At 64.6% G+C, this 20,391-nt stretch carries 21 protein-coding genes; 7 read left to right on the forward strand and 14 right to left on the reverse strand.

Going from position 1 to position 20,391, the window contains the following annotated elements:
* Positions 1-5: 5 nt before the first annotated feature.
* From WDB71_RS01425 to WDB71_RS01440, 4 genes are all read left to right on the forward strand, one after another.
* Entirely contained in the window at positions 6-3,773 is a 3,768-nt protein-coding gene (locus tag WDB71_RS01425; RefSeq protein WP_341502872.1) for a YhdP family protein, read from the forward strand.
* Positions 3,766-4,605, forward strand: a complete 840-nt coding sequence (locus tag WDB71_RS01430) for a carbon-nitrogen hydrolase family protein (RefSeq protein ID WP_341502873.1) — start codon at positions 3,766-3,768, stop codon at positions 4,603-4,605. The genes WDB71_RS01425 and WDB71_RS01430 overlap by 8 nt, the downstream gene beginning before the upstream one ends.
* Positions 4,602-6,050 carry a metalloprotease TldD gene (tldD, locus tag WDB71_RS01435; RefSeq protein WP_341502874.1) on the forward strand — a complete coding sequence of 483 codons (1,449 nt, stop codon included), beginning with the start codon at positions 4,602-4,604 and terminating at the stop codon, positions 6,048-6,050. The genes WDB71_RS01430 and tldD overlap by 4 nt, the downstream gene beginning before the upstream one ends.
* 195 nt (positions 6,051-6,245) lie before the next feature.
* The gene (locus WDB71_RS01440; protein WP_341502875.1) at positions 6,246-7,121 is read left to right on the forward strand and encodes a hypothetical protein; all 876 of its coding nucleotides are present in this window, start codon (positions 6,246-6,248) and stop codon (positions 7,119-7,121) included.
* 87 nt (positions 7,122-7,208) lie between these two features.
* On the opposite strand, the gene WDB71_RS01445 is transcribed toward WDB71_RS01440, so the two are convergent.
* Positions 7,209-7,400, reverse strand: a complete 192-nt coding sequence (locus WDB71_RS01445; RefSeq protein WP_341502876.1) for a hypothetical protein — start codon at positions 7,398-7,400, stop codon at positions 7,209-7,211.
* Positions 7,401-7,476: 76 nt separating this feature from the next.
* Positions 7,477-7,989 carry a ribosome biogenesis factor YjgA gene (gene yjgA / locus WDB71_RS01450; RefSeq protein WP_341502877.1) on the reverse strand — a complete coding sequence of 171 codons (513 nt, stop codon included), beginning with the start codon at positions 7,987-7,989 and terminating at the stop codon, positions 7,477-7,479.
* Positions 7,990-8,113: 124 nt separating this feature from the next.
* Here yjgA and pmbA point away from each other — a divergent pair, with 124 nt between their 5' ends.
* Positions 8,114-9,445, forward strand: coding sequence for a metalloprotease PmbA (pmbA, locus tag WDB71_RS01455; RefSeq protein ID WP_341504167.1), 1,332 nt, complete (start codon positions 8,114-8,116; stop codon positions 9,443-9,445).
* Positions 9,446-9,487: 42 nt separating this feature from the next.
* On the opposite strand, the gene mgtE is transcribed toward pmbA, so the two are convergent.
* The 12 genes from mgtE to WDB71_RS01515 all read right to left on the reverse strand — a co-directional run bounded on the left by mgtE (position 9,488) and on the right by WDB71_RS01515 (position 18,612).
* A complete protein-coding gene (mgtE, locus tag WDB71_RS01460) occupies positions 9,488-10,834 on the reverse strand; it encodes a magnesium transporter (RefSeq protein WP_341502878.1) in 1,347 nt (448 codons plus the stop codon).
* 61 nt (positions 10,835-10,895) lie between these two features.
* Positions 10,896-11,165, reverse strand: a complete 270-nt coding sequence (locus tag WDB71_RS01465; RefSeq protein ID WP_341502879.1) for an HPr family phosphocarrier protein — start codon at positions 11,163-11,165, stop codon at positions 10,896-10,898.
* Positions 11,165-12,013, reverse strand: coding sequence for an RNase adapter RapZ (gene rapZ, locus WDB71_RS01470; RefSeq protein WP_341502880.1), 849 nt, complete (start codon positions 12,011-12,013; stop codon positions 11,165-11,167). The genes WDB71_RS01465 and rapZ overlap by 1 nt, the downstream gene beginning before the upstream one ends.
* Positions 12,010-12,465 carry a PTS IIA-like nitrogen regulatory protein PtsN gene (gene ptsN / locus WDB71_RS01475; protein ID WP_341502881.1) on the reverse strand — a complete coding sequence of 152 codons (456 nt, stop codon included), beginning with the start codon at positions 12,463-12,465 and terminating at the stop codon, positions 12,010-12,012. The genes rapZ and ptsN overlap by 4 nt, the downstream gene beginning before the upstream one ends.
* Positions 12,466-12,468: 3 nt before the next feature.
* Positions 12,469-12,756: a ribosome hibernation promoting factor gene (gene hpf / locus WDB71_RS01480; RefSeq protein ID WP_341502882.1), complete on the reverse strand. Its 288-nt coding sequence runs from the start codon at positions 12,754-12,756 to the stop codon at positions 12,469-12,471.
* A gap of 24 nt (positions 12,757-12,780) precedes the next feature.
* On the reverse strand, positions 12,781-14,226 hold the full coding sequence (locus tag WDB71_RS01485; protein WP_341502883.1) for an RNA polymerase factor sigma-54: 1,446 nt from the start codon (positions 14,224-14,226) through the stop codon (positions 12,781-12,783).
* A gap of 51 nt (positions 14,227-14,277) precedes the next feature.
* Positions 14,278-15,003, reverse strand: coding sequence for an LPS export ABC transporter ATP-binding protein (lptB, locus tag WDB71_RS01490; RefSeq protein WP_341502884.1), 726 nt, complete (start codon positions 15,001-15,003; stop codon positions 14,278-14,280).
* On the reverse strand, positions 15,003-15,557 hold the full coding sequence (gene lptA / locus WDB71_RS01495) for a lipopolysaccharide transport periplasmic protein LptA (protein WP_341502885.1): 555 nt from the start codon (positions 15,555-15,557) through the stop codon (positions 15,003-15,005). Before lptA ends, lptB begins: the two co-directional genes overlap by 1 nt.
* Positions 15,550-16,101 (reverse strand): LPS export ABC transporter periplasmic protein LptC, encoded by a 552-nt coding sequence (gene lptC / locus WDB71_RS01500; RefSeq protein WP_341502886.1) that lies wholly within the window; start codon positions 16,099-16,101, stop codon positions 15,550-15,552. Before lptC ends, lptA begins: the two co-directional genes overlap by 8 nt.
* A complete protein-coding gene (gene kdsC / locus WDB71_RS01505; RefSeq protein ID WP_341502887.1) occupies positions 16,098-16,646 on the reverse strand; it encodes a 3-deoxy-manno-octulosonate-8-phosphatase KdsC in 549 nt (182 codons plus the stop codon). Before kdsC ends, lptC begins: the two co-directional genes overlap by 4 nt.
* Positions 16,646-17,617: a KpsF/GutQ family sugar-phosphate isomerase gene (locus tag WDB71_RS01510; protein WP_341502888.1), complete on the reverse strand. Its 972-nt coding sequence runs from the start codon at positions 17,615-17,617 to the stop codon at positions 16,646-16,648. Before WDB71_RS01510 ends, kdsC begins: the two co-directional genes overlap by 1 nt.
* 17 nt (positions 17,618-17,634) lie before the next feature.
* Positions 17,635-18,612 (reverse strand): calcium/sodium antiporter, encoded by a 978-nt coding sequence (locus tag WDB71_RS01515; protein WP_341502889.1) that lies wholly within the window; start codon positions 18,610-18,612, stop codon positions 17,635-17,637.
* A gap of 200 nt (positions 18,613-18,812) precedes the next feature.
* Here WDB71_RS01515 and mlaF point away from each other — a divergent pair, with 200 nt between their 5' ends.
* The gene (mlaF, locus tag WDB71_RS01520; RefSeq protein ID WP_341502890.1) at positions 18,813-19,616 is read left to right on the forward strand and encodes a phospholipid ABC transporter ATP-binding protein MlaF; all 804 of its coding nucleotides are present in this window, start codon (positions 18,813-18,815) and stop codon (positions 19,614-19,616) included.
* Complete coding sequence (gene mlaE / locus WDB71_RS01525) at positions 19,613-20,389, forward strand: lipid asymmetry maintenance ABC transporter permease subunit MlaE (RefSeq protein ID WP_341502891.1); 777 nt, start codon at positions 19,613-19,615, stop codon at positions 20,387-20,389. The genes mlaF and mlaE overlap by 4 nt, the downstream gene beginning before the upstream one ends.
* Positions 20,390-20,391 lie beyond the last annotated feature (2 nt).

Here is a 20,391-nt window from a genome sequence, read left to right on the forward strand (position 1 = left end):
GTCTGTTGACGAGATGGCTGGGCTGGCTGGCCCGTAAAACCTGGCTGCTGTTGGCACTGACCCTGGTGCTGACCGCCCTGGCCATATCCGTCGCCCGCATCGCCATCACCAGGCTGGACCAGGTCCGCCCGCAGCTGCTGGGCTGGATCCAGGCCGAGACCGGCCTGCCGGTCCAGGCCTCCAGTCTGCGGGGCAGCTGGGTCGGCCTGGGGCCGGCCATCGAGATCACCGATCTGACCCTGGCCGACGGCGAGCTGCTGGACCTCAGCGCCAACAAGGTCCAGCTGCAGCTGAGGTTCTGGTCCAGCCTGCTCAACCTGGAGCCCAGGCTGGCCGCGGTGGAAGTGGACGGCCTGCGCCTCTCCCTGAGCCGCTGGCCCCAGGGCACAAAGGGTGACCGGGGCGGTGGTGACGGCCTGGCGGCCCTGGAGCGGCTGTTCTTGAGCCAGCTGGGCAGGGTCAGGCTGCGGGAGGCCGAGCTCACCCTGCCCAGCCGCTTCGGCCCGCGCACCCTGGTCATCGACCAGGCCGCCTGGCTCAACGGTCTCTACCGCCACCAGGGGGTGGGCACCGGCCGAGTCAAGGAATACGGCAACCAGCAGGCCCGCTTCATCATCGATCTCTACGGCCTGGAAGACCGGCTTTCGGAACTGGACGGCCGCTTCTTCCTGGACGGCCAGGGCCTGCACCTGGATCCCTGGATCAACACCTTCCTGGGCGACACCCTGGCCCTGGATCAGGGCAGCCTCAACGCCCGGCTCTGGGTGGACTTCGAACAGGGCCAGCTCACCGGCGGCCAGCTGCAGATCCGTGACTCCCAGGCCAGTTTCGCCGGCCACCGCCTGGCCGTGCCGGATCTGGTACTGGGCCTGAGCCGCCAGGAACAGGGCTGGCAGCTGGACAGCCGCCGCAGCCGGCTGCTCACCGACGATCAGCCCTGGCAACTGGGGCAGCTGCAGCTTAGGCGCCAGGGCGACGACATGCTGCTCTACATCGAGGAGCTGGCGCTTGCCCCCCTGGTGCCGGTGCTGTCGTTGTGGCGGCCGCTGCCAGAGCCGCTCAAGGCCTGGCTGCAACAGGCCTCCCCCGATGCCCGGCTCAGTGATCTCTACCTGGCCGGCAGCAGTCCTGAACAGCTGGCGCTGGATCTGCGCCTGGCGGATCTCCGCCTGGGCCCGGTCGGTGCCATGCCCGGCCTCGAGGGCCTGTCGTTCAGGGCCAGCTGGGCCAAGGACAGGGGCCTGGTGCGCTTCGATGACCAGGCCCTGCAGCTCAGTCCCGGGCCGCACCTGGCCGAGCCGGTGACCATCTCCCGCCTGGACGGCGACGTGCAGCTGTGGCGCCAGGGCCAGGACTGGCATCTGGGCAGCCGGGCCCTGGCCATCGCCAACGACGAGCTCGGCCTCGTCGCCCGGGGCAACCTGGCCCTGGGCGAGCGGCCCGGCATGGGCCTCTATGCCGAAGTGAGCCACCTGGACGTGGCCAGGGCCTATCGCTACCTGCCCCTGAGTGTCATGCCCGAGCAGGTGACGGGTTACCTGGCCCGGGCCCTGGTCGCGGGCCAGGGCCGGGGCCAGGTGCTCTGGCAGGGCGCCTTTGCCGACTTCCCCTACGGCGGCGGCGAGGGGCTGTTCCTGGCCGAGGCCAGGCTCGATGAGCTGGCCTTCGCCTTCGACGAACACTGGCCTACCCTCAGGGACGCCAGCCTGACCGCCCGTTTCGAGAACGCCGCCATGCAGGTCACGGGCCACCGGGGCCGGCTGCTGGAGGTGCCCATGGCGGCCCTGAGTGCCGAGATCCCCAACCTGGGGCGCGATGCCAGGCTGCTGATCGACGCCAGCGCCAACACCACGGGCCAGGCCGTTTCTAAGCTGATGCGGGCCTCGCCCCTGATCGGGGTCGGCCAGGCCCTGACCGAACTGGTGCTCACCGGGCCCGTGAGCGGCGCGGTGCAGCTGGATATCCCCCTGACCGGCGGCAAGCCCGGTATCAAGGGCAGCGCCCGTCTCAAGGACAACCAGGTGCAGGCGCTGGCCTTCCCGCTGGAGAAGGTCAGCGGCAAGCTGAGCTTCGACGGCGCCCGCCTCAGCGCCAAGGGCATCCGCGCCGAATTGTACGGCCAGCCCCTGGCGATATCCCTGACCAGCGACCAGCGGAAGCAAGGCTACCAGGTGAAGCTGGATCTGGCCGGCCAGCTGATGCCAAAGAGGCTGCAGCTGCCCCAGACCGAGCTGCTGTCCGGCAGCAGCGACTGGCAAGGCAGTCTGGATCTGCTGCTCAGGGAGCAGGGTTTCACCATGGAGCTGGCCCTGGACTCCAGCCTCAAGGGCCTGGCCAGCCAGTATCCCTATCCGGCCCGCAAGGAGGCCCTGGAAAGCTGGCCCCTGGCGGTGCGGGTCAAGGGCGACGAGCTGGGCCAGACCCTGACCGCCGAGCTGGGCAACAGGGCCAGGGCCCTGGCCCACCTCAAGGACGGCCAGGTGGCGGACTGGACCCTGGCGGTACAGCAGGCCAGGTTGCCGGAGACTGTGGCAGGGGAAGGGCGCCTGGCCGCCACCGTCCAGGTGCTGGAGGCCCAGGAATGGGTGGAGGCGCTGCTGCCGAGACTGGGCTCAGGCCAGGGCAGCTTCCCGCCCCTGACCGAGGTGCGCCTGGAGAGCGAGCGGCTGCTGGCCCTGGATCAGACCCTCAACGACGTAACCCTCACCGCTACGCCGGATGGCCGCAGCTGGCACGTCAAGGCCGCCGCCAAGGAGCTGGGCGGCGAATTCTGGCTGCCGCTGGACTGGGGCCGTGAGCCGGTGCTGGTCAACCTGAGCCGCCTGGCCCTGGAGCAGTGGCAGCCCAGCCAGGGCGAGGGTGGCGAACCGCTGCAGCCCACCGACATACCGCCGTTCAAGCTGTACTGTGGCGATTGCCGGGTGCTGGGCGTCAACCTGGGGGAGGTCACGGCCGAGGCCGTGCACAAGGGCGGCGACATGGTGCTGGACAAGGTGAAACAGCAGCTGCCGGCCGGGCGGATAGAGGCCAAGGGCGGCTGGCTTGCCGATGGTGAAAGCCACATGGCCTTCCGGCTCGAGGCCGGCAACGTCGATGACTACCTGCAGCAGCTGGGCTTCGGCGCCTCCCTCAAGGAATCCAGGGCTAAGGGCCAGGCCAGTCTGAGCTGGCCCGGGGCCCCCTATGATTTCGATCTGACCATGGCGGCCGGCACCGTCAAGGTGGAGCTGGGCAAGGGCTATGTGGCCGATGTGTCCGACCAGGGCGCCAGGCTGCTGACGGTGTTCAGTTTCGACTCCCTGCGCCGCAAGCTGGCCCTGGATTTCAGCGATCTGTTCGACGAGGGGCTGCACTACGACAAGATCGAGGCCGAAGGGGTGCTCAGCAACGGCCTGCTGCGCTCCGAGAAGATGCGCATGGACGGCGTGGCCGGCGACATGGAGGCCCAGGGCTGGACCGACTTCAACGCCAATACCCTGGCCTACGACATCCGCTTCTATCCCAATGTCACCGGCAACCTGCCGGTGCTGGCCGCCTTCGCCGTGACGCCCATTACCGGGGTGGCCGTCTATGCTCTGACCAAGATCTTCGGTCCCGTCATCGACGTGGTCACCGAGATCCGCTTCAAGCTGCACGGTCCCCTGTCGGCGCCCATCATGGAGGAAGTCAGCCGCAAGAAGGATGCCGTGGCCCTGCCCGAGCCGCCGCCGGAACCCCAGCAGGAAGAAGGGGAGCCGCAAGCGCAACACCAGCAGGAGGAGAAAGATGAGTGAACTGACGGTGCTGCAGATGGTGTCCGTACCGGACGTCAATGCCAACCTGGACTTCGTGGAGCAGCAGCTGTCGGCCATGCCCAGGGAGCCGCGGCTGGTGGTGTTGCCGGAATGCTTTGCCTGCTTCGGCGGCAAGGACAGGGCCCAGCTGGCCATTGCCGAGCCCTTTGGCGAGGGCCCCATCCAGAAACGCCTGGCGGACATGGCCAGGCGCCACGGGCTCTGGCTGGTCAGCGGCACCCTGCCCATCCAGAGCGCCGATCCGGACCGTTTCTTCGCCGCCTCGCTGCTGTTCGACGACCAGGGCCAGATCCGCGCCCGCTTCGACAAGATGCACCTGTTCGATGTCAAGGTCGCCGACAACACCGGCACCTATGCCGAATCGGCCACCACGGTGCCGGGCCATGCCCCCACCGTGGTCGACACGCCCTTTGGCCGCCTGGGCATGGCGGTCTGTTATGATATCCGCTTTGCCGAGCTCTTCGCCTTCTACCGCCAGGCCCAGGTGGACATCCTGGTGCTGCCGGCGGCCTTCACCGCCAAGACCGGCCAGGCCCACTGGGAGGTGCTGTGCCGGGCCAGGGCCATCGAAGGCCAGTGCTGGCTGCTGGGCGCCAACCAGGGCGGCAGCCATGCCAACGGCCGGGAAACCTGGGGCCACTCGATGATCGTCAACCCCTGGGGCGAGGTAGTGGCGGAGCTGGGACTGGGGCCAGGCCAGTTGAGCACCAGCCTGGATGAGCGCCTGGCCGGGCAGATCCGCCAGGCCATGCCGGTGGACAAGCACCGCAGATTCACCCTGACACCGCCCGACATCAAGGAGCATTCATGAGTCATTTTCAGCAGGTGGCCGACCGCATTCTGGCCCCCGCCGGGCTGTCGCCGATTGAACTGGAACAGGTACTGGGCCGCATTCACCGGCACCAGGTGGATTATTCCGATCTCTATTTCCAGGCCTCCAGCCACGAGGCCTGGGTGCTGGAAGACGGCATCGTCAAGGAAGGCAGTTTCAACATCGAACGCGGCGTGGGCGTACGCGCCTGCAGCGGCGAAAAGACCGGTTTCTCCTACGCGGAGGAGATCAGCCTGGAGGCCCTGAACCAGGCCGCCGATGCCGCCCGCAGCATTGCCGGCAGCGGTGGCGAGGGCCGCATCAAGGTGGCCGGCGCCGTTGCCGCCAAACCCCTGTACAGCGCCCTGGATCCCCTTGGCAGCCTTAGCGAGGCCGACAAGCTGGCCCTGCTCAAGGAAGTGGACGCCGAGGCCAGGCGCCTGGACAGCCACGTCAGCCAGGTGATCGTCTCCCTGGCCGGGGTCTACGAAGAGGTACTGGTGATGGCCAGCGACGGCACCCTGGCCAGTGACATCAGGCCCATGGTGCGCTGCAACTGCACCGTGCTGGTGGACAAGGACGGCCGCCGTGAGCGCGGCAGTGCCGGCGGCGGCGGCCGTTTCGGCTACGACTACTTCACCCAGGTGGTGGACGGTGGCAAGCGGGCCCTGGGTTATGCCCGGGAGGCGGTGCGCATGGCCATGACCAACCTGGACGCGGCGCCGGCCCCGGCCGGCGAGCTGCCGGTGGTGCTGGGGGCCGGCTGGCCCGGCGTGCTGCTGCACGAGGCCGTGGGCCATGGCCTGGAAGGAGACTTCAACCGCCGCGGCACCTCCGCCTTTGCCGGTCGCATCGGCGAACGGGTGGCCGCCAAGGGCGTCACCGTGGTGGACGACGGCAGCATCGCCGAGCGCCGCGGCTCACTGACGGTGGACGACGAAGGCACCCCGACCGGGGAGACGGTGCTGATCGAGGACGGCATCCTCAAGGGCTATATGCAGGACAAGCTCAATGCCCGCCTGATGGGCATGGCGCCCACCGGCAACGGCCGCCGCGAGTCCTATGCCCACCTGCCCATGCCGCGCATGACCAATACCTTTATGAGCAGCGGCAGCCATGATCCCGAGGAAATCATCGCCTCGGTGGACAGGGGCATCTACGCCCCCAACTTCGGTGGCGGCCAGGTGGACATCACCAGCGGCAAGTTCGTGTTCTCGGCCTCCGAGGCCTATTTGATCGAGAAGGGCCGCATCACCACCCCCATCCGCGGCGCCACCCTGATCGGCTCCGGGCCGGAGGTGATGCAGCGGATCTCCATGATCGGCAACGACAGCAGGCTGGATCCCGGCGTCGGCGTCTGCGGCAAGGACGGCCAGTCGGTGCCGGTGGGGGTCGGCCAGCCGACCCTGAAGATAGACGCCATCACCATAGGCGGCACCGAATAACAAAAAGCCCGGCTCAGCCGGGCTTTTTGTCAGTAGTAACCATCTTCGGGGTTGTGTACCTGGGGGTCTTCCAGCACGGTTTAGTGCTTACGTTGTTTTCAAAGTGTTGCTGTTGTGTTTCTTGTTTGGGGGGGGGGTAAGATCCAGCACACTCCTGTACAGGAGTTCGATCTTTTTGTTTTTGGAAGGAACCAAATGAAAATTAAGTCCCTAGTGGCATCTGCCCTGATGCTGCCTTTTTTTGCCAATGCCGACATCAGCCTGCAGTGTGAAAACTGCAGTTCACCAGCCTCAGTTGCAAGAAATTTTATTGCCTCGACGACTAATGTGAATAGAGACGATGTGACGGTCTTTGATCTGACGAAGAGGCGCATCGATACATTTCAAGTAGTCAAGGCTTGGGATCCTGAGCTGGGGCGATATAAGGTTTTCACGCAGCCAGTCAATACTCCAGAGGTGCTCAAGAATTCCTTTAATGGTATTTTGGACGCCTTGGATGAGTTTGCGGTGATAGGGGCAATAAAGATTGGAGAGTCGGATACCGTGTATTATAACGGCTACACCCGTGCTCTACCGAATAACGCTTACCAGACGGCGCAATACGATTATTATATAAATTACCTTACAACTTTTGTGAGCTCCGAAAGACGCATCAGGAGCGCGTTGGAAAAAGCCATCGCAGAAGTGAGTGACTGGGTAGGAGCTACTCAAATCGCAGGGAGCTCGATTAAGGTTCCAGATCATCTCAAAGCCATAAAGGTTGTTTATTCCGATGGCTCCTATGAGTACTTTCAAGTTACCTTGCTTTCGTCTACCGAATTTACGCTTAAACCTATAGATGGCACAAGAACTGATGCGGATGGTAATCCCATTAAGAATGATCAGAAAGGGTATGAGAGGATGGGGTTGGGCTTCTATGACCGCCAGAATCTTGAAAACTTTTTGGTCTATGCTGCATCACTGGGTATTTCGATTTCTGGGGATATTCCCGATACGTCTTGCAGTGGCTGTAAGATAATAGACATGGATTGTACGAATAATGTCTGCACTCCCAAAAATAATGAGAGCTAGCACTAGCTTTAGTCTTACATTTCCAAGGTAATAATAAAAATAGAAAGGGGCGGAATGCCCCTTTCGTATATATAAAAACCGATAGGGTCAGTAGTAACCATCTTCGGGGTTGTGTACCTGGGGATCTTCCAGCACGGCGGAGAAATCCACCTCGAACTCGTGCTTGTCGAACTGGTCCTGCAGGCGCAGCTTGCGGTGCTCCCTGTCCACGCTGACCACCCAGCCGCAGCCCTGGCGGGTGGCGCAGAGCATGCCTTCGTGCAGTTTGTTGACGTCCATAGGGCCTCCTTAAACGAGTGCTCCTATCACTTAAGTCTAGTCGCCAACAAAAGGCCCGGCAGTGCCGGGCCTTTTCTCAGTCGGTCAGGATGCCCTTGAGCAGCTGGAACAGCTCCCGGTAGGACTTGGGTGCCTTGTTGGCAGCCTTCTCCTTCTTGGTCTGGCGGACCAGCTGGCGCAGGCGCTGGATCTCCACCTGGGGATACTGCTCGATGAAGGCCTGGAGTTGGGCGTTGTCGCCGTCCACCAGCTTGTCGCGCCACTGCTCCACCAGGTGCAGCTTGGCGTTTTCCAGGGCATGGCGGTTCTTGATCTTGTCAAGGGCCTGCTGGATGGGCTCGGGATCCCGTGCACGCATCAGCTTGCCGATGTACTGGCGCTGGCGGCGGAAGGCCTCGTGCTTCTTGCGGATGCGCTGGGCCAGCTCGATGGCCTCCAGCAGATCCTCGTCCAGGGGGATGGTCTTGAGCTGGCTGGCAGTGAGTTCGATCAGCTCATTGCCCAGATCCTGCAGGGCTTCGCTGTCGCGCTTCAGTTCGCTCTTGGATACGTAGATGATTTCTTCGTCGTCTTTCTCGAAGTCGCTCATGGCATCGCACGGTCGGAAAAGTTTTCCCAATGATACCAGCTTGGCGCCCCTAAGGCGGCCCCCCGCTGTGATATCCTTTGCCCAAACCGATGAACAACGAAATTGGCATACCGTGACCGATAAAGTGCAGATCGAAAAGGAGATGGCCGAGGTCCAGAAACTGGTCCGCTTTGGCCTGGATTGCGCCGCCGAGCTGGGTGCCAGCGGCGCCGAGATGGCCATTTCCCGCCAGGCCGGCCTCAGCGTGTCCACCCGCCTGGGCGAGGTGGAGAACGTCGAGTTCAACAAGGACGGCGCCCTGGGCGTGACCCTGTACCGGGGCCGCAGCAAGGGCTCGGCGTCGACCTCGGATCTGCGTCCGGAGGCCATCCGCGAGGCGGTGGCCGCCGCCGATCGCATCGCCCGCCTGACCGGCGAGGACCAGGCCTCGGGCCTGGCCGATCGCGAGTTGATGGCTTTCGATTACCCGGATCTGGATCTCTGCCACCCCGCCGACCTGGATGCCGAGCAGGCCATCGCCCTGGCCAGGGAGTGCGAGCAGGCGGCCCTGGCCGCCGACAAGCGCATCGTCAATTCCGAAGGTGCCAGCTTCAACAGCCACGCCGGCTTCAAGGTCTACGGCAACAGCCACGGCATGATCGGTGCCTACCCCTCCAGCCGCCACAGCCTGTCCTGCGTGGTCATCGCCCAGGATGGCGAGCAGATGGAGCGCGACTACGACTATAGCCTGGCCCGCCGCCTGGGCGACCTGGACGACGCCAGGACCCTGGGGCTCAAGGCCGCCGACAAGACCCTGGCCCGCCTGGGCGCCCGCAAGCTCGGCACCATGCAGGTGCCGGTGCTGTTCGCCGCCGACGTGGCCACCGGCCTCTGGGGCCACCTGGTGGGCGCCATCAGCGGCGGCAGCCTGTACCGCAAGGCCAGCTTCCTCTGCGATCACCTGGGCAAGGCCATACTGCCGGACTTCGTCAACATCCACGAGGATCCGCTGTTGCCGGTTGGCCTGGCCAGTTCACCCTTCGACAGCGAAGGGGTGATCACCAGGGCCCGCGACATCGTCAGGGGCGGTGTGCTGGAAACCTACCTGCTGACCAGCTATTCGGCGCGCAAGCTCGGCCTTGCCACCACCGGCCATGCCGGTGGCATCTACAACTGGTTCGTGGACGGCAATGGCGACGACTTCGACGCCATGGTGCGCCGCCTGGACAAGGGCCTGGTGGTCACCGAGCTGATGGGCCAGGGCGTCAACATGGTCACCGGCGACTATTCCCGCGGTGCCGCCGGCTTCTGGGTGGAAAACGGCAAGATCCAGTACCCGGTCCACGAGATCACCATAGCCGGCAACCTCAAGGAGATGCTGGCGGGGATCCAGGCCATCGGCTCCGACCAGGAGCGCCGTGCCGGCATCCACACCGGCTCTGTGCTGATCGACAAGATGACGGTGGCCGGCAGCTGAGCCGGCATCGCAGTGAAACGAAAGGGGCCCTTGGGCCCCTTTTTAGTTGAGCATGAGGGTGGCCGAGCCCAGGAAGGCGAACAGCCCCACCACGTCGGTAACCGTGGTCAGCACCACGCCGCCGGCCAGGGCCGGATCGATGTTGAGCTTCTTCATGCCAATGGGCACCAGTACCCCGGTCACGGCGGCGGCCACCAGGTTGATGCCCATGGCGAAGGCGATGATCAACGCCAGATACCAGTTGCCCTTCCAGAGCGCCACCACCAGGGCGATGAGCACCGCCCAGATCAGGCCGTTGAGCAGGCCTATGGCCAGCTCCTTGGAAAACAGCCAGCGGCTGTTGGAGGGGCCCACGTGGCCCAGGGCCATGCCGCGGATCACCAGGGTCAGGGTCTGGGAGCCGGCGATGCCGCCCATGGACGGCACTATGGTCATCAGCACCGCCAGGGTGGCCAGCTGCGCCAGGGTGGCCTCGAACAGGTTGGACACGGCGGCCGCCGCCAGGGCGGTGAGCAGGTTCACCCCCAGCCAGAGGGTGCGGCGGCGGGTGCTCTTGATGACGGGGGCGAAGGTGTCTTCCTCGTCGTCCAGGCCGGCCAGGCTCATCATGGAGTGGCTGGCGTCCTCGCGGACGATGTCCATGACGTCATCGACGGTGATCCGGCCCAGCAGCCGGCCGTCGTCGTCCACCACGGGGGCGGAGTACCAGTCGTAGCGTTCGAACAGCTGGGCCACATCGTTCTCGGCCATGTCGGCGTTGATGGGATCCGGCTCCTCGTCCATCACCGCCTTGACGGTTTCGGCGGGATCGGCGGTGACCAGGTTGGCCAGACGGATCTCGCCGATCAGGCGGTCGTGGCGGTTGACCACATAGAGGCTGTCGGTGCCTTCCGGCAGGGAGCCGCGGCGGCGCAGGTAGCGCAGCACCACGTCCAGGGTCACGTCCGGCCTCAGGGTGATGGTGTCGGTGTTCATGATGGCGCCGGCGGTGCCGTCCGGGTAGGCCAGGGCCTTCTCCAGGCGGGCCCTGTCCTGGCGGTCCATGGCCTTGAGCACCCGCCGGTAGGCGGCATCGGGCAGGCCCCGCAGCACGTAGGCCAGGTCGTCGGTCTCCATGCCCTCGGTGGCGGCCGCCACCTTCTCGGGATCCATCAGCCGGAGGATGCCCCGCTGCACCTCTTCCGACAGTTCGTCGAGGATGTCCCCTTCCTGCTCCGGATCCACCAGCTGCCAGAGCACGGCCCTGGACTTGGGTGGGCTGGATTCCAGCAGGTGGGCCACGTCGGCCGGATCCATGGAATGGAGCATTTCCCGCACGTGCACGAACATGCCGCTGGACAGGGCGGAACTGACGGCTTCGAAGGCGGGGGCTTTGCTCTCTTCGACCATGGCGCTACTCGGGGGCAGGGGTTTCTTGATTGTAACCCAATTCTTTAACTAAAAGAGGGGCTTAGTCTTCGTCGAAGCCGGCGTCGATAAGGCCGCAGACGGCTTCCAGGGCTTCATGGGCCTGGTCGCCGCTGCAGTGCACGGTCACCGGCAGGCCCTGGCTGCCTTCCAGCAGCAGCAGCGCCAGCACCGAGTTGGCGTCGGCCTGGCGGCCGTTGGCTTCCAGGCGGATCTCGGCCCGGAACTGGTGGCAGAGCTGCACCAGGGCCGTGGCGGCCCGGGCGTGCAGGCCGAGCCTGTTCTTGAGGATCAGGGTACGGCTGTGGCGCATCAGTGCTGCAGCTCGCGGTGGCGCAGCTGCACGTCCTTGCCCTTGGTGTCGAAACGGGCCGCCAGCTGTTCGGCGACATAGACGGACCTGTGCTGGCCGCCGGTGCAGCCGATGGCCACCGTCACATAGGCCCTGTTGTTGCGCTCCAGGTGCGGCAGCCAGCTGTCCAGGAAGCCGTCCAGCTGCATCACCAGGCGAGTGACCTCGGGCTCGGCGGCCAGGAAGTCCTGCACCGGCTTGTCCTGGCCGGTGAGCGGCTTGAGCTCCGGTACCCAATGGGGGTTGGGCAGGAAGCGGACGTCGAAGACATAGTCGGCGTCCTTGGGGATGCCGTGCTTGAAGCCGAAGGATTCGAACACCAGGATCAGCGGCCCTTCCTTCTTGCCCAGCACCCGCTCGCGGACGAGCTCCGCCAGTTGGTGGATGGACAGGCTGGAGCTGTCGATGCGCAGCTGGGCCTTCTCCGCCAATGGCTCGAGGCGTTGGCGCTCAAGCCTGAGGGCGTCTTCCAGGCTGCACCTGCTGCCACGGGACAGGGGATGCAGGCGCCGCGTCTCGGAAAAGCGCTTCAGCAGCACCTGTTCGTCGGCATCCAGGTAGATGATGGTGCTCTTGAGGTCGCTGGGGATCCACTCCAGCTCCTCGTCCAGGCCGGTGACATCCTCGGGCAGGTTGCGGATGTCGATGGAAACCGCCACCTGTTCCACCTGGCCGCGCAGGCTCTCGATCAGCGCCTGCAACAGCGGCAGCGGCAGGTTGTCGACGCAGTAGTAGCCCAGGTCTTCCAGCACCCGAAGGGCCACGGACTTGCCGGCACCCGAGGTGCCGCTGACGATGACCAGCTTCATGGGTTGGCCTCGGTCAGGATCTGGTAGAGTTCGGTGTCATCGGCGGCATGGCGTAGCCGGCGCACGGTTTCCTTTTCGGAAAGGCGGCGGGCAATGCTGGCCAGGGTGCTGAGATGGCTCTGGCACTGCTCCTGTGGCACCAGCAGGGCGATCAGCAGATCCACCGGCTGGTTGTCGATGGCGCCGAAGTCGATGGGCTGGGCCAGCTTGATGGCCACCGCCACCGTCTTGTCGGTGCCGGCCAGGCGGCCATGGGGCAGGGCGATGCCGTTGCCGATGCCGGTGCTGCCCAGGCGTTCCCGGGCCAGCATGGAATCGAAGGCGGCGGCGGCATCGATCTGGGGGCACTGCCTGGAGGCCAGTTCGCTGATGACCTCCAGGACCTTTTTCTTGCTGGCACCGGGCGCCAGCATGCTGACCGACTCCGGTGCCAGTATGGCGGTGAGTTCCATGTCTTAGAACTGCTTCATCTTTTCTTTGTGCTTGATGATCTGCCTGTCGAGCTTGTCGATCAGGCCGTCGATGGCGGCATACATGTCCTGGTGTTCGGCGTTGGCAAAGATCTCGCCGCCGCTGACATTCAGCTTGGCTTCGGCGATCTGCCTGAGTTTTTCCACATTGAGGATGACGTGCACGTTGCTGATGTGATCGAAGTGCCGTTCCAGTTTGGCAAACTTGTCGTTGACGTAGTCGCGGATGGGGTCCGTGATCTCGATATGGTGACCTGTCAGGTTGATTTGCATAGCGTCGTCCTTCTTGGCTTGAGCCTATAAGAGACTCTTGCGTTGGTTGGAGGGCGGGATGGCCATGGCCTCGCGGTACTTGGCGATGGTGCGCCTGGCCACCTTGATGCCCTGCTGGGCCAGCAACTCGGCCATCTTGCTGTCGCTCAATGGCTTGGCTGGATTCTCCGCCGCCACCAGCTTCTTGATGAAGGCGCGAATGGCCGTCGAGGAACATTCGCCGCCGTCTTCGGTGCTGACATGGCTTGAGAAGAAGTACTTGAGTTCGAAGATCCCCCTGGGGGTGTGCATGTACTTCTGTGTGGTCACCCTGGAGATGGTCGACTCGTGCATATCCACGGCTTCGGCGATGTCGTTGAGGACCATGGGTTTCATGGCCTCATCCCCGTATTCGAAGAAGCCCTGCTGGAACTGTACTATGCAACGGGCCACTTTCAACAGTGTCTCGTTGCGGCTCTCCAGGCTCTTCAGGAACCACTTGGCCTCCTGGAGATGGGAGCGGATGAACTGGCTGTCGGACTGGTTGCGGGCCTGCCGGCTCATGGCCGCATACTGTTCGTTGATGCGCACCTTGGGCAGGCTGTCCGGGTTGAGTTCCACCGTCCAGCGTCCGGCCTTCTTGGCCACGGTCACGTCCGGTATCACGTACTGGGCCTCTTCCTGCTGGATGCTGTGGCCCGGCCTGGGATTGAGGCTCTGGATCAGCCGCAGCGCCTCGCGCAGCCCTTCTTCCTTGAGCTTGGTCTGGCGCATCAGGGTGCGGTAGTCCCTGTTGCCCAGCAGATCGATATGGTCGCTGACCAGGCACCTGGCCTCCCTGAGCCAGGGCGTCTCGGCGGTGAACTGGCCCAGCTGGATCAGCAGGCACTCCTTGAGGTCGCGGGCGGCGACGCCGATGGGATCGAAGTGCTGGATGCGTTTGAGGACGGCCTCGACCTCTTCCAGGGACACATCGTCTATGGACAGGCTGTCGAGGATCTCCTCGCAACTCTGGCGCAGGTAACCGGCCTCGTCTATGGCGTCGATGATGGCGGTGGCGATGGCCAGATCGGTGTCGCTGAAGGGGGTCAGGCGCATCTGCCAGAGCAGGTGGTCCTGGATGCTGTCGCTGGTCTCGCCCTGGTAGAGGTTGTCGTCGTCGGCCGGTCCGGCCGAGCCGGAAACGCCGGCGGAATAGACCTCATCCCAGGTGGTGTCCACGGGCAGGTCGTCCTTGAGCGCCTGGTCGTTCATGGCCTCGGCGCTGTCCTTTTCCTGGCCATCGGCCTCGCTGTGGGAGGCCTCTGCGCTGTCCCTGGCGGTGTCCTGTTCCTCATCCTGGTGCTCTTCCAGCAGGGGGTTGCTGTCCAGGGCTTCCTGGATCTCCTGCTGCAACTCCAGGGACGACAGCTGCAGCAGGCGAATGGCCTGTTGCAGCTGGGGGGTCATGGTCAGTTGCTGCCCGACGCGCAGTTGCAGTGTTGGCTTCATCACGCTGTGCGCTTTCCTCCAGGGTGGCTTCTCGGTGCCACCTCTTATTGACTATAGCTGGAACTGGTCACCCAAATAGACGTCCCGGACCTGCTGGTTGTCAAGCACGGACTTGGGATCGCCGCTGGCGATCAGCTCGCCGTGGCTGACGATATAGGCGTGCTCGCACACCGACAGGGTTTCCCGCACGTTGTGGTCGGTGATCAGCACCCCGAGGCCACGATCGCGCAGGTGCTCGATGATCTTCTTGATGTCGATCACCGAGATGGGGTCCACGCCGGCAAAGGGCTCGTCCAGCAGGATGAAATCCGGGTTGGCGGCCAGGGCCCGGGCGATCTCCACCCGGCGCCGTTCGCCGCCGGACAGGGCGGCCCCCAGGCTGTCGCGCAGGTGGGTGACGTGGAATTCGTCGAGCAGGGCCTCCAGGGCGTCTTCCCGGCCGGCCTTGTCCAGATCCTTGCGGGTCTGCAGCACCGCCATGATGTTGTCGTAGACGCTGAGCTTGCGGAAGATGGAGGCTTCCTGGGGCAGGTAGCCGATGCCGGCCCGCGCCCGCTCGTGCATGGGGGCCAGGCTGAGATCCCTGTCGTCGATGCGGATGGCGCCCTTGTCGGCCAGCACCAGGCCCACCACCATGTAGAAGGTGGTGGTCTTGCCGGCGCCGTTGGGGCCCAGCAGACCGACGATCTGACCGGTTTCGACCTTGAGGCTGACGTCCTTGACCACCTGGCGGCGCTTGTAGCTCTTGGCCAGGTGCTCGGCATGGAGGGTGGCCATCAGTTGCCGCCCTCCTGTTCTTCCTGCTCCGGCTCTTGTTGCTCTTGTTCCGGCTCCGGCTGTTCGGGCTGCGGCGCCGGGTCGAAGATGGTGGTGACCCTGGCGTCTTCGCCCTTGGCCTCGGCGATCAGCCGCTGGGCATTGAGGTCGTACTGGATCCTGTCGCCCTTGGCCAGGCTGCCCTGCTGCTCGATCTGGGCGTCGCCCTCCATCACCAGCAGCCGCTTCTGGTTGTCATAGGTGATGGTGTTGGCCTGGGCCCTGACCAGTTCGCCGCTGTCCAGTCGCTGCTGGAAGCGGGCGGGCTGGCCCTTGGTAATGAAGATCTTGGTGTCTTCCCGGTTGATGACCTCGGCGCTGTCGGCCTGGATATGCAGGCTGCCCTGGCGGATGTCCACCTTGCCCCGGTAGATCAGACGCTGGCGCTTGCCGTCGGCGTCCCAGTTCTGGGCATTGACGGCGATCTTTTGCCTGAAATCATCCTCGCCGGCCTGGGCCAGCATCGGGCCCAGCAGGGAAGCGAAGAGGGCGAGGTATTGGAAAGTCTTATTCATAGGTTGCAGTTACCTGATCGAGAAGGCGAACCTTCTGGCCATTCAGTTCGGCGGTCATGCCCTTGCCGCGCATCACGAAACGGGGGCCGGAGATGGTGACCCAGTCGTCGCTGCTGAGGGTCTTGGCGTCCAGATCCATCTGCAGGAGGCCCGTTTCGATGCGCTGGATCTGCTGGTTCGGATCCTGGCTGGAGATAATAACATCGTCTTCCAGGGTCACCAGGCGGTTTTGGCTCACCTTACCCTTGCGGGCCTGGATCCGCCAGGGGCTGGTGGCCCCCTCGTCGAAGAGCTCGTACTCGGGCTCTTCCAGGAAGGTTTCTTCCAGCTGGCCATAGTGGACCATGGTGGTGGCCTTGACCCGGTTCGCCAGCCGGCCCTGGTCGTCGTACTGGCTGACCACCAGATCCTGGGCGATGCCGTCCGGCTGGAGATCCTCCACCGTCGGCACCGCCCTGCCGCCGTCCTTGTCCTTGCCGGGCCAGAAGGCCAGCAGCAGGGCGGCGCCGAACAGCAGTATGATGAAGAAGGTGGCGCGGCTCACAGGCTGGCTCCATCCGGGGTCAGGCTGTGGCCCTGGCTCTGCAGCAGCAGATCGCAGACCTCGCGCACCGCGCCGAAGCCGCCGGGCAGGCGGGTGACGTAATCGGCGGCCTGGCTCACCAGGGGATGGGCATCGCTGACCGCCAGGCCCAGGCCGGCCAGCCGGATCAGCTGCAAGTCGGGAATGTCGTCACCTAGGTAGGCGCTCTGGCTTTCCTTGAGGCCCAGCTTGTCAAGCAGCTCCAGGAAGGCGCAGCGCTTGTCGTGCTGGCCCTGGTAGACGTGGGGCACGCCCAGCTGGGCGAAGCGGTCCGCCACGATCTGGGAGTTGCGGCCGGTGATCACCGCCACTTCGATGCCGACGGCGCGCAGGGCCTTGACGCCGAAACCGTCACGGGTGTGGAAGGCCTTGAGCTCCTCGCCGTCGTTACCCAGGTAGATGCGGCCGTCGGAGAAGACGCCGTCGACGTCGCAGACCAGCAGCCTGATGCCCGCGAAGCGGGCGACCAGGGCGTCGTCCATGGGGCCGTAGAGCATTTCCCGCATCAGTAGACCCCCGCCTTGAGCAGATCCTGGAAGTTCAGGGCCCCTATGGGGGCGTTGTTGTCATCGACGACCAGGAGGCCGCCTATCTTGCGCTCCTCCATCAGGTGCAGGGCCTCGGCGGCGAGGATGTCGGCCTTGATGGTGATGGGGCCCTGGGTCATGACCTCGTCGATGTGGGTCTGGTGGATGTCCCTTTCCATGTCCAGGACCCGGCGCAGGTCGCCGTCGGTAAAGACGCCCACCAGGGTGCCGGCGTCGTCGACCACGGCGGTCATGCCCAGGCCCTTGCGGGTCATCTCCAGCAGCGCCTCCTTGAGGCCGACGCCACGGGGAACCACCGGCAGGGCGTCGCCGCCGTGCATCAGGTCCTCTATCTTCAGCAGCAGGCGCTTGCCCAGGCTGCCGCCCGGGTGGGACAGGGCGAAGTCGTCGGCGGTGAAGTCCCTGGCGTTGAGCAGGGCCACCGCCAGAGCGTCGCCCATGGCCAGGGTGGCGGTGGTGGAGGCGGTGGGCGCCAGGTTCAGGGGGCAGGCCTCCTGTTCGACGGCGATGCACAGGTGCACGTCGGCGAAGCGGGCCAGGCTGGAGTCCGGGTTGCCGGTCATGGCCACCAGCTTGATGCCCAGGCGCTTGAACACCGGCAGCAGGGTCAGCAGCTCATGGGTCTCGCCGGAATTGGAGATGGCCAGCACCACGTCGCTTTCGCGGATCATGCCCAGGTCGCCGTGGCTGGCTTCGCCGGGGTGGACGAAGAAGGCGGAGGTGCCGGTGGAGGCCAGGGTGGCGGCGATCTTGCGGCCGATGTGGCCGGACTTGCCCATGCCGGAGACGATGACCTTGCCCTGGCAGTCGAACAGCAGCTGGCAGGCCGCCTCGAACTGGCCGTTGAGGTGATCATGGAGGCCTTCGATGGCCTTTTTCTCGATATCCAGGACCTCGCGGCCCCACTGGATGAAAGACGGCTTGGACATCTGTGGCTATTCCTTCCTTAACCGGCCTGATTATAAAAAAGCGTGAATTGATAGACGACAAAGGCCAGCAGCAGGCCGACGCCGGCGAGCCGGCCGATGCTGCGCACCCCGCCGGACTTGGGCTTGTAGGCCAGGACCAGCAGCGCCAGGGTGATGGCCAGCATCCAGGGATAGTCGCGGGCCATGACGGCCGGATCCAGCTGGGAGGGCAGGATCAGGCCGGGCAGGGCCATGACCGCCAGTATGTTGAACAGGTTGGAGCCGATGATGTTGCCCAGGGCCAGGTCATCGGCCTTCTTCATGACACCGGCCACGGAGGCGGCCAGCTCAGGCAGGCTGGTGCCGATGGCGATGATGGTCAGGCCGATCACCAGATCGGAAACGCCCAGGGCATGGGCGATGTCGATGGCCGCGCCCACCAGGTAGTCGGAGCTCAGCGGCAGCAGCGCCATGCCCAGCACCAGCCAGAACAGGGCCACAGGTGTCTTGACCCCTTCCGGGACCTCTTCCACTTCTTCTTCCACCAGTGGATCGCTGGGGTCGCCGTTCTTGAGGGTGTACCAGGCGATACCGCCGATGACGGCAAAGAACAGTACCGCCAGCAATACCCCTTCCATATGGCCCAGGAAGCCGTCGTAGAGGATCCAGCCGGCCAGCAGGGTAACCAGCAGCAGCAGTGGCATCTCCCGGCGCAGGGTGCCGGAGTGGATGGACAGGGGCCGGATGATGGCCACCAGGCCCAGCACCAGGGCGATGTTGGTGATGTTGGAGCCGATCACGTTGCCGACGGCGGTGTCGGTGTTGCCGTTCCAGGAGGCGGCCGCGGCCACCATCATCTCAGGTGCCGAGGAACCCATGGCTACGATGGTCAGACCGATGAGCAGGGGGGAGATGCCAAGGTTGCGGGCCAGGGCGGCGGCGCCAAAGACAAAGCGGTCTGCGGACCAGACCACCACGGCAAAACTCAGCAACAGGATAAGGACGGTCAGTAGCATGGATCGGAGTCAAAATGGATGCCAGGCGCCAAGTGTAACCAGCGCCGCGCCCTGAACCAAGGGCAGGGACCAGTTCACATCAAATTCAGCAAAGGACGATTATTCTGCCTGGCTACATAATATGTTGCATTTATTCGCATTGTCTTATGGGAGCGGGCTTTCGTAAAATGCCCATCCCGAAGCATTCAGGACGGCACATGATGAGTGGTGCGCCACTGGTTGAAATTGAGAACATGACCTTCCGCCGTGGCGACAGGGTCATCTATGACAACATCAGCCTTGCCATCCCCACCGGCAAGGTGACGGCCATCATGGGCCCCAGCGGTATAGGCAAGACCACCCTGCTGCGCCTGATCGGCGGCCAGCTCAGGCCCGACAGCGGCAGCATCCGCTTTGATGGTCAGGAAATCCCCAGCCTCAAGCGTGGCGAGCTGTTCAAGGTGCGCGAGCGCATGAGCATGCTGTTCCAGAGCGGCGCCCTGTTCACCGACATGACGGTGTTCGACAACGTGGCCTTCCCCCTGCGCGAGCACACCGACCTCAGCGAGGACATCATCCGCAAGGTGGTGCTGATGAAGCTGGAGGCGGTGGGCCTGAGGGGGGCCCGGGATCTGATGCCGTCCGAGCTGTCCGGTGGCATGGCCCGCCGTGCCGCCCTGGCCAGGGCCATCGCCCTGGACCCGGACCTGATCATGTTCGACGAGCCTTTCGCCGGCCAGGATCCCATCTCCATGGGCGTCATCGTCAAGCTGATCCGCCGCCTCAACGACGCCCTTGGCCTGACCAGCGTGGTGGTCTCCCACGACGTGGAGGAGGTGCTGTCCATCGCCGACTACGTCTATGTGGTCGCCGACAAGCAGGTCATAGGCCAGGGCACCCCGCAACAGCTCAGGGACAGCGATTCCGACATGCTGCAGCAGTTTCTCAAGGGTGAGCCGGATGGCCCGGTTCGCTTCCATTTCCCGGCCCGGGAATACCGCCACGACTTGGAGGGCAGGGCATGACGGACGCTCTGGTTCGCCTCGGCGCCACCACCATAGAGGGCACCCGCTCCCTGGGCCGCGCCCTGCTGATGCTGCTGTCGGCCATCTTCGGCAAGCCCCAGCGCAACGGCTTTTCGCTGCTGGTGAAGCAGCTCTATGTGGTCGGCGTGCTGTCGCTGCTGATCATCATGGTCTCCGGCCTCTTTATCGGCATGGTGATGGGCCTGCAGGGCTATACCATACTGGTGGACTACGGCGCCGAGGCCTCGCTGGGGCCCATGGTGGCGCTGAGCATACTCCGTGAGTTGGGCCCTGTGGTGACGGCGCTGCTGTTCGCCGGCCGGGCCGGCTCGGCCCTGACCGCCGAGATAGGCCTGATGAAGGCTACCGAACAGCTGTCCAGCCTGGAGATGATGGCCGTGGATCCGCTGCGCCGGGTGATCGCCCCCCGCTTCTGGGCCGGCGTCATCTCCATGCCCCTGCTGGTGGCCATCTTCAGTGCCGTGGGCATCTGGGGCGGCAAGCTGGTCGGGGTCGACTGGCTGGGCGTGGACGAGGGCACCTTCTGGTCGGTGATGCAGGCGGCCGTGGACGTCAGCGACGATCTGCTCAACGGCCTGATCAAGAGCCTGGTGTTCGCCTTCGTGGTGACCTGGATCGCCGTCTTCAACGGCTATGATGCCGTGCCCAACTCGGAAGGAATAAGCCGTGCCACCACCCAGACGGTGGTGCACTCCTCCCTGGCCGTGCTGGGCCTGGATTTCATTCTCACCGCTTTGATGTTTGGAAACTAAAG

The organism is Gallaecimonas sp. GXIMD4217 (assembly GCF_038087665.1).
GTDB lineage: Bacteria > Pseudomonadota > Gammaproteobacteria > Enterobacterales > Gallaecimonadaceae > Gallaecimonas.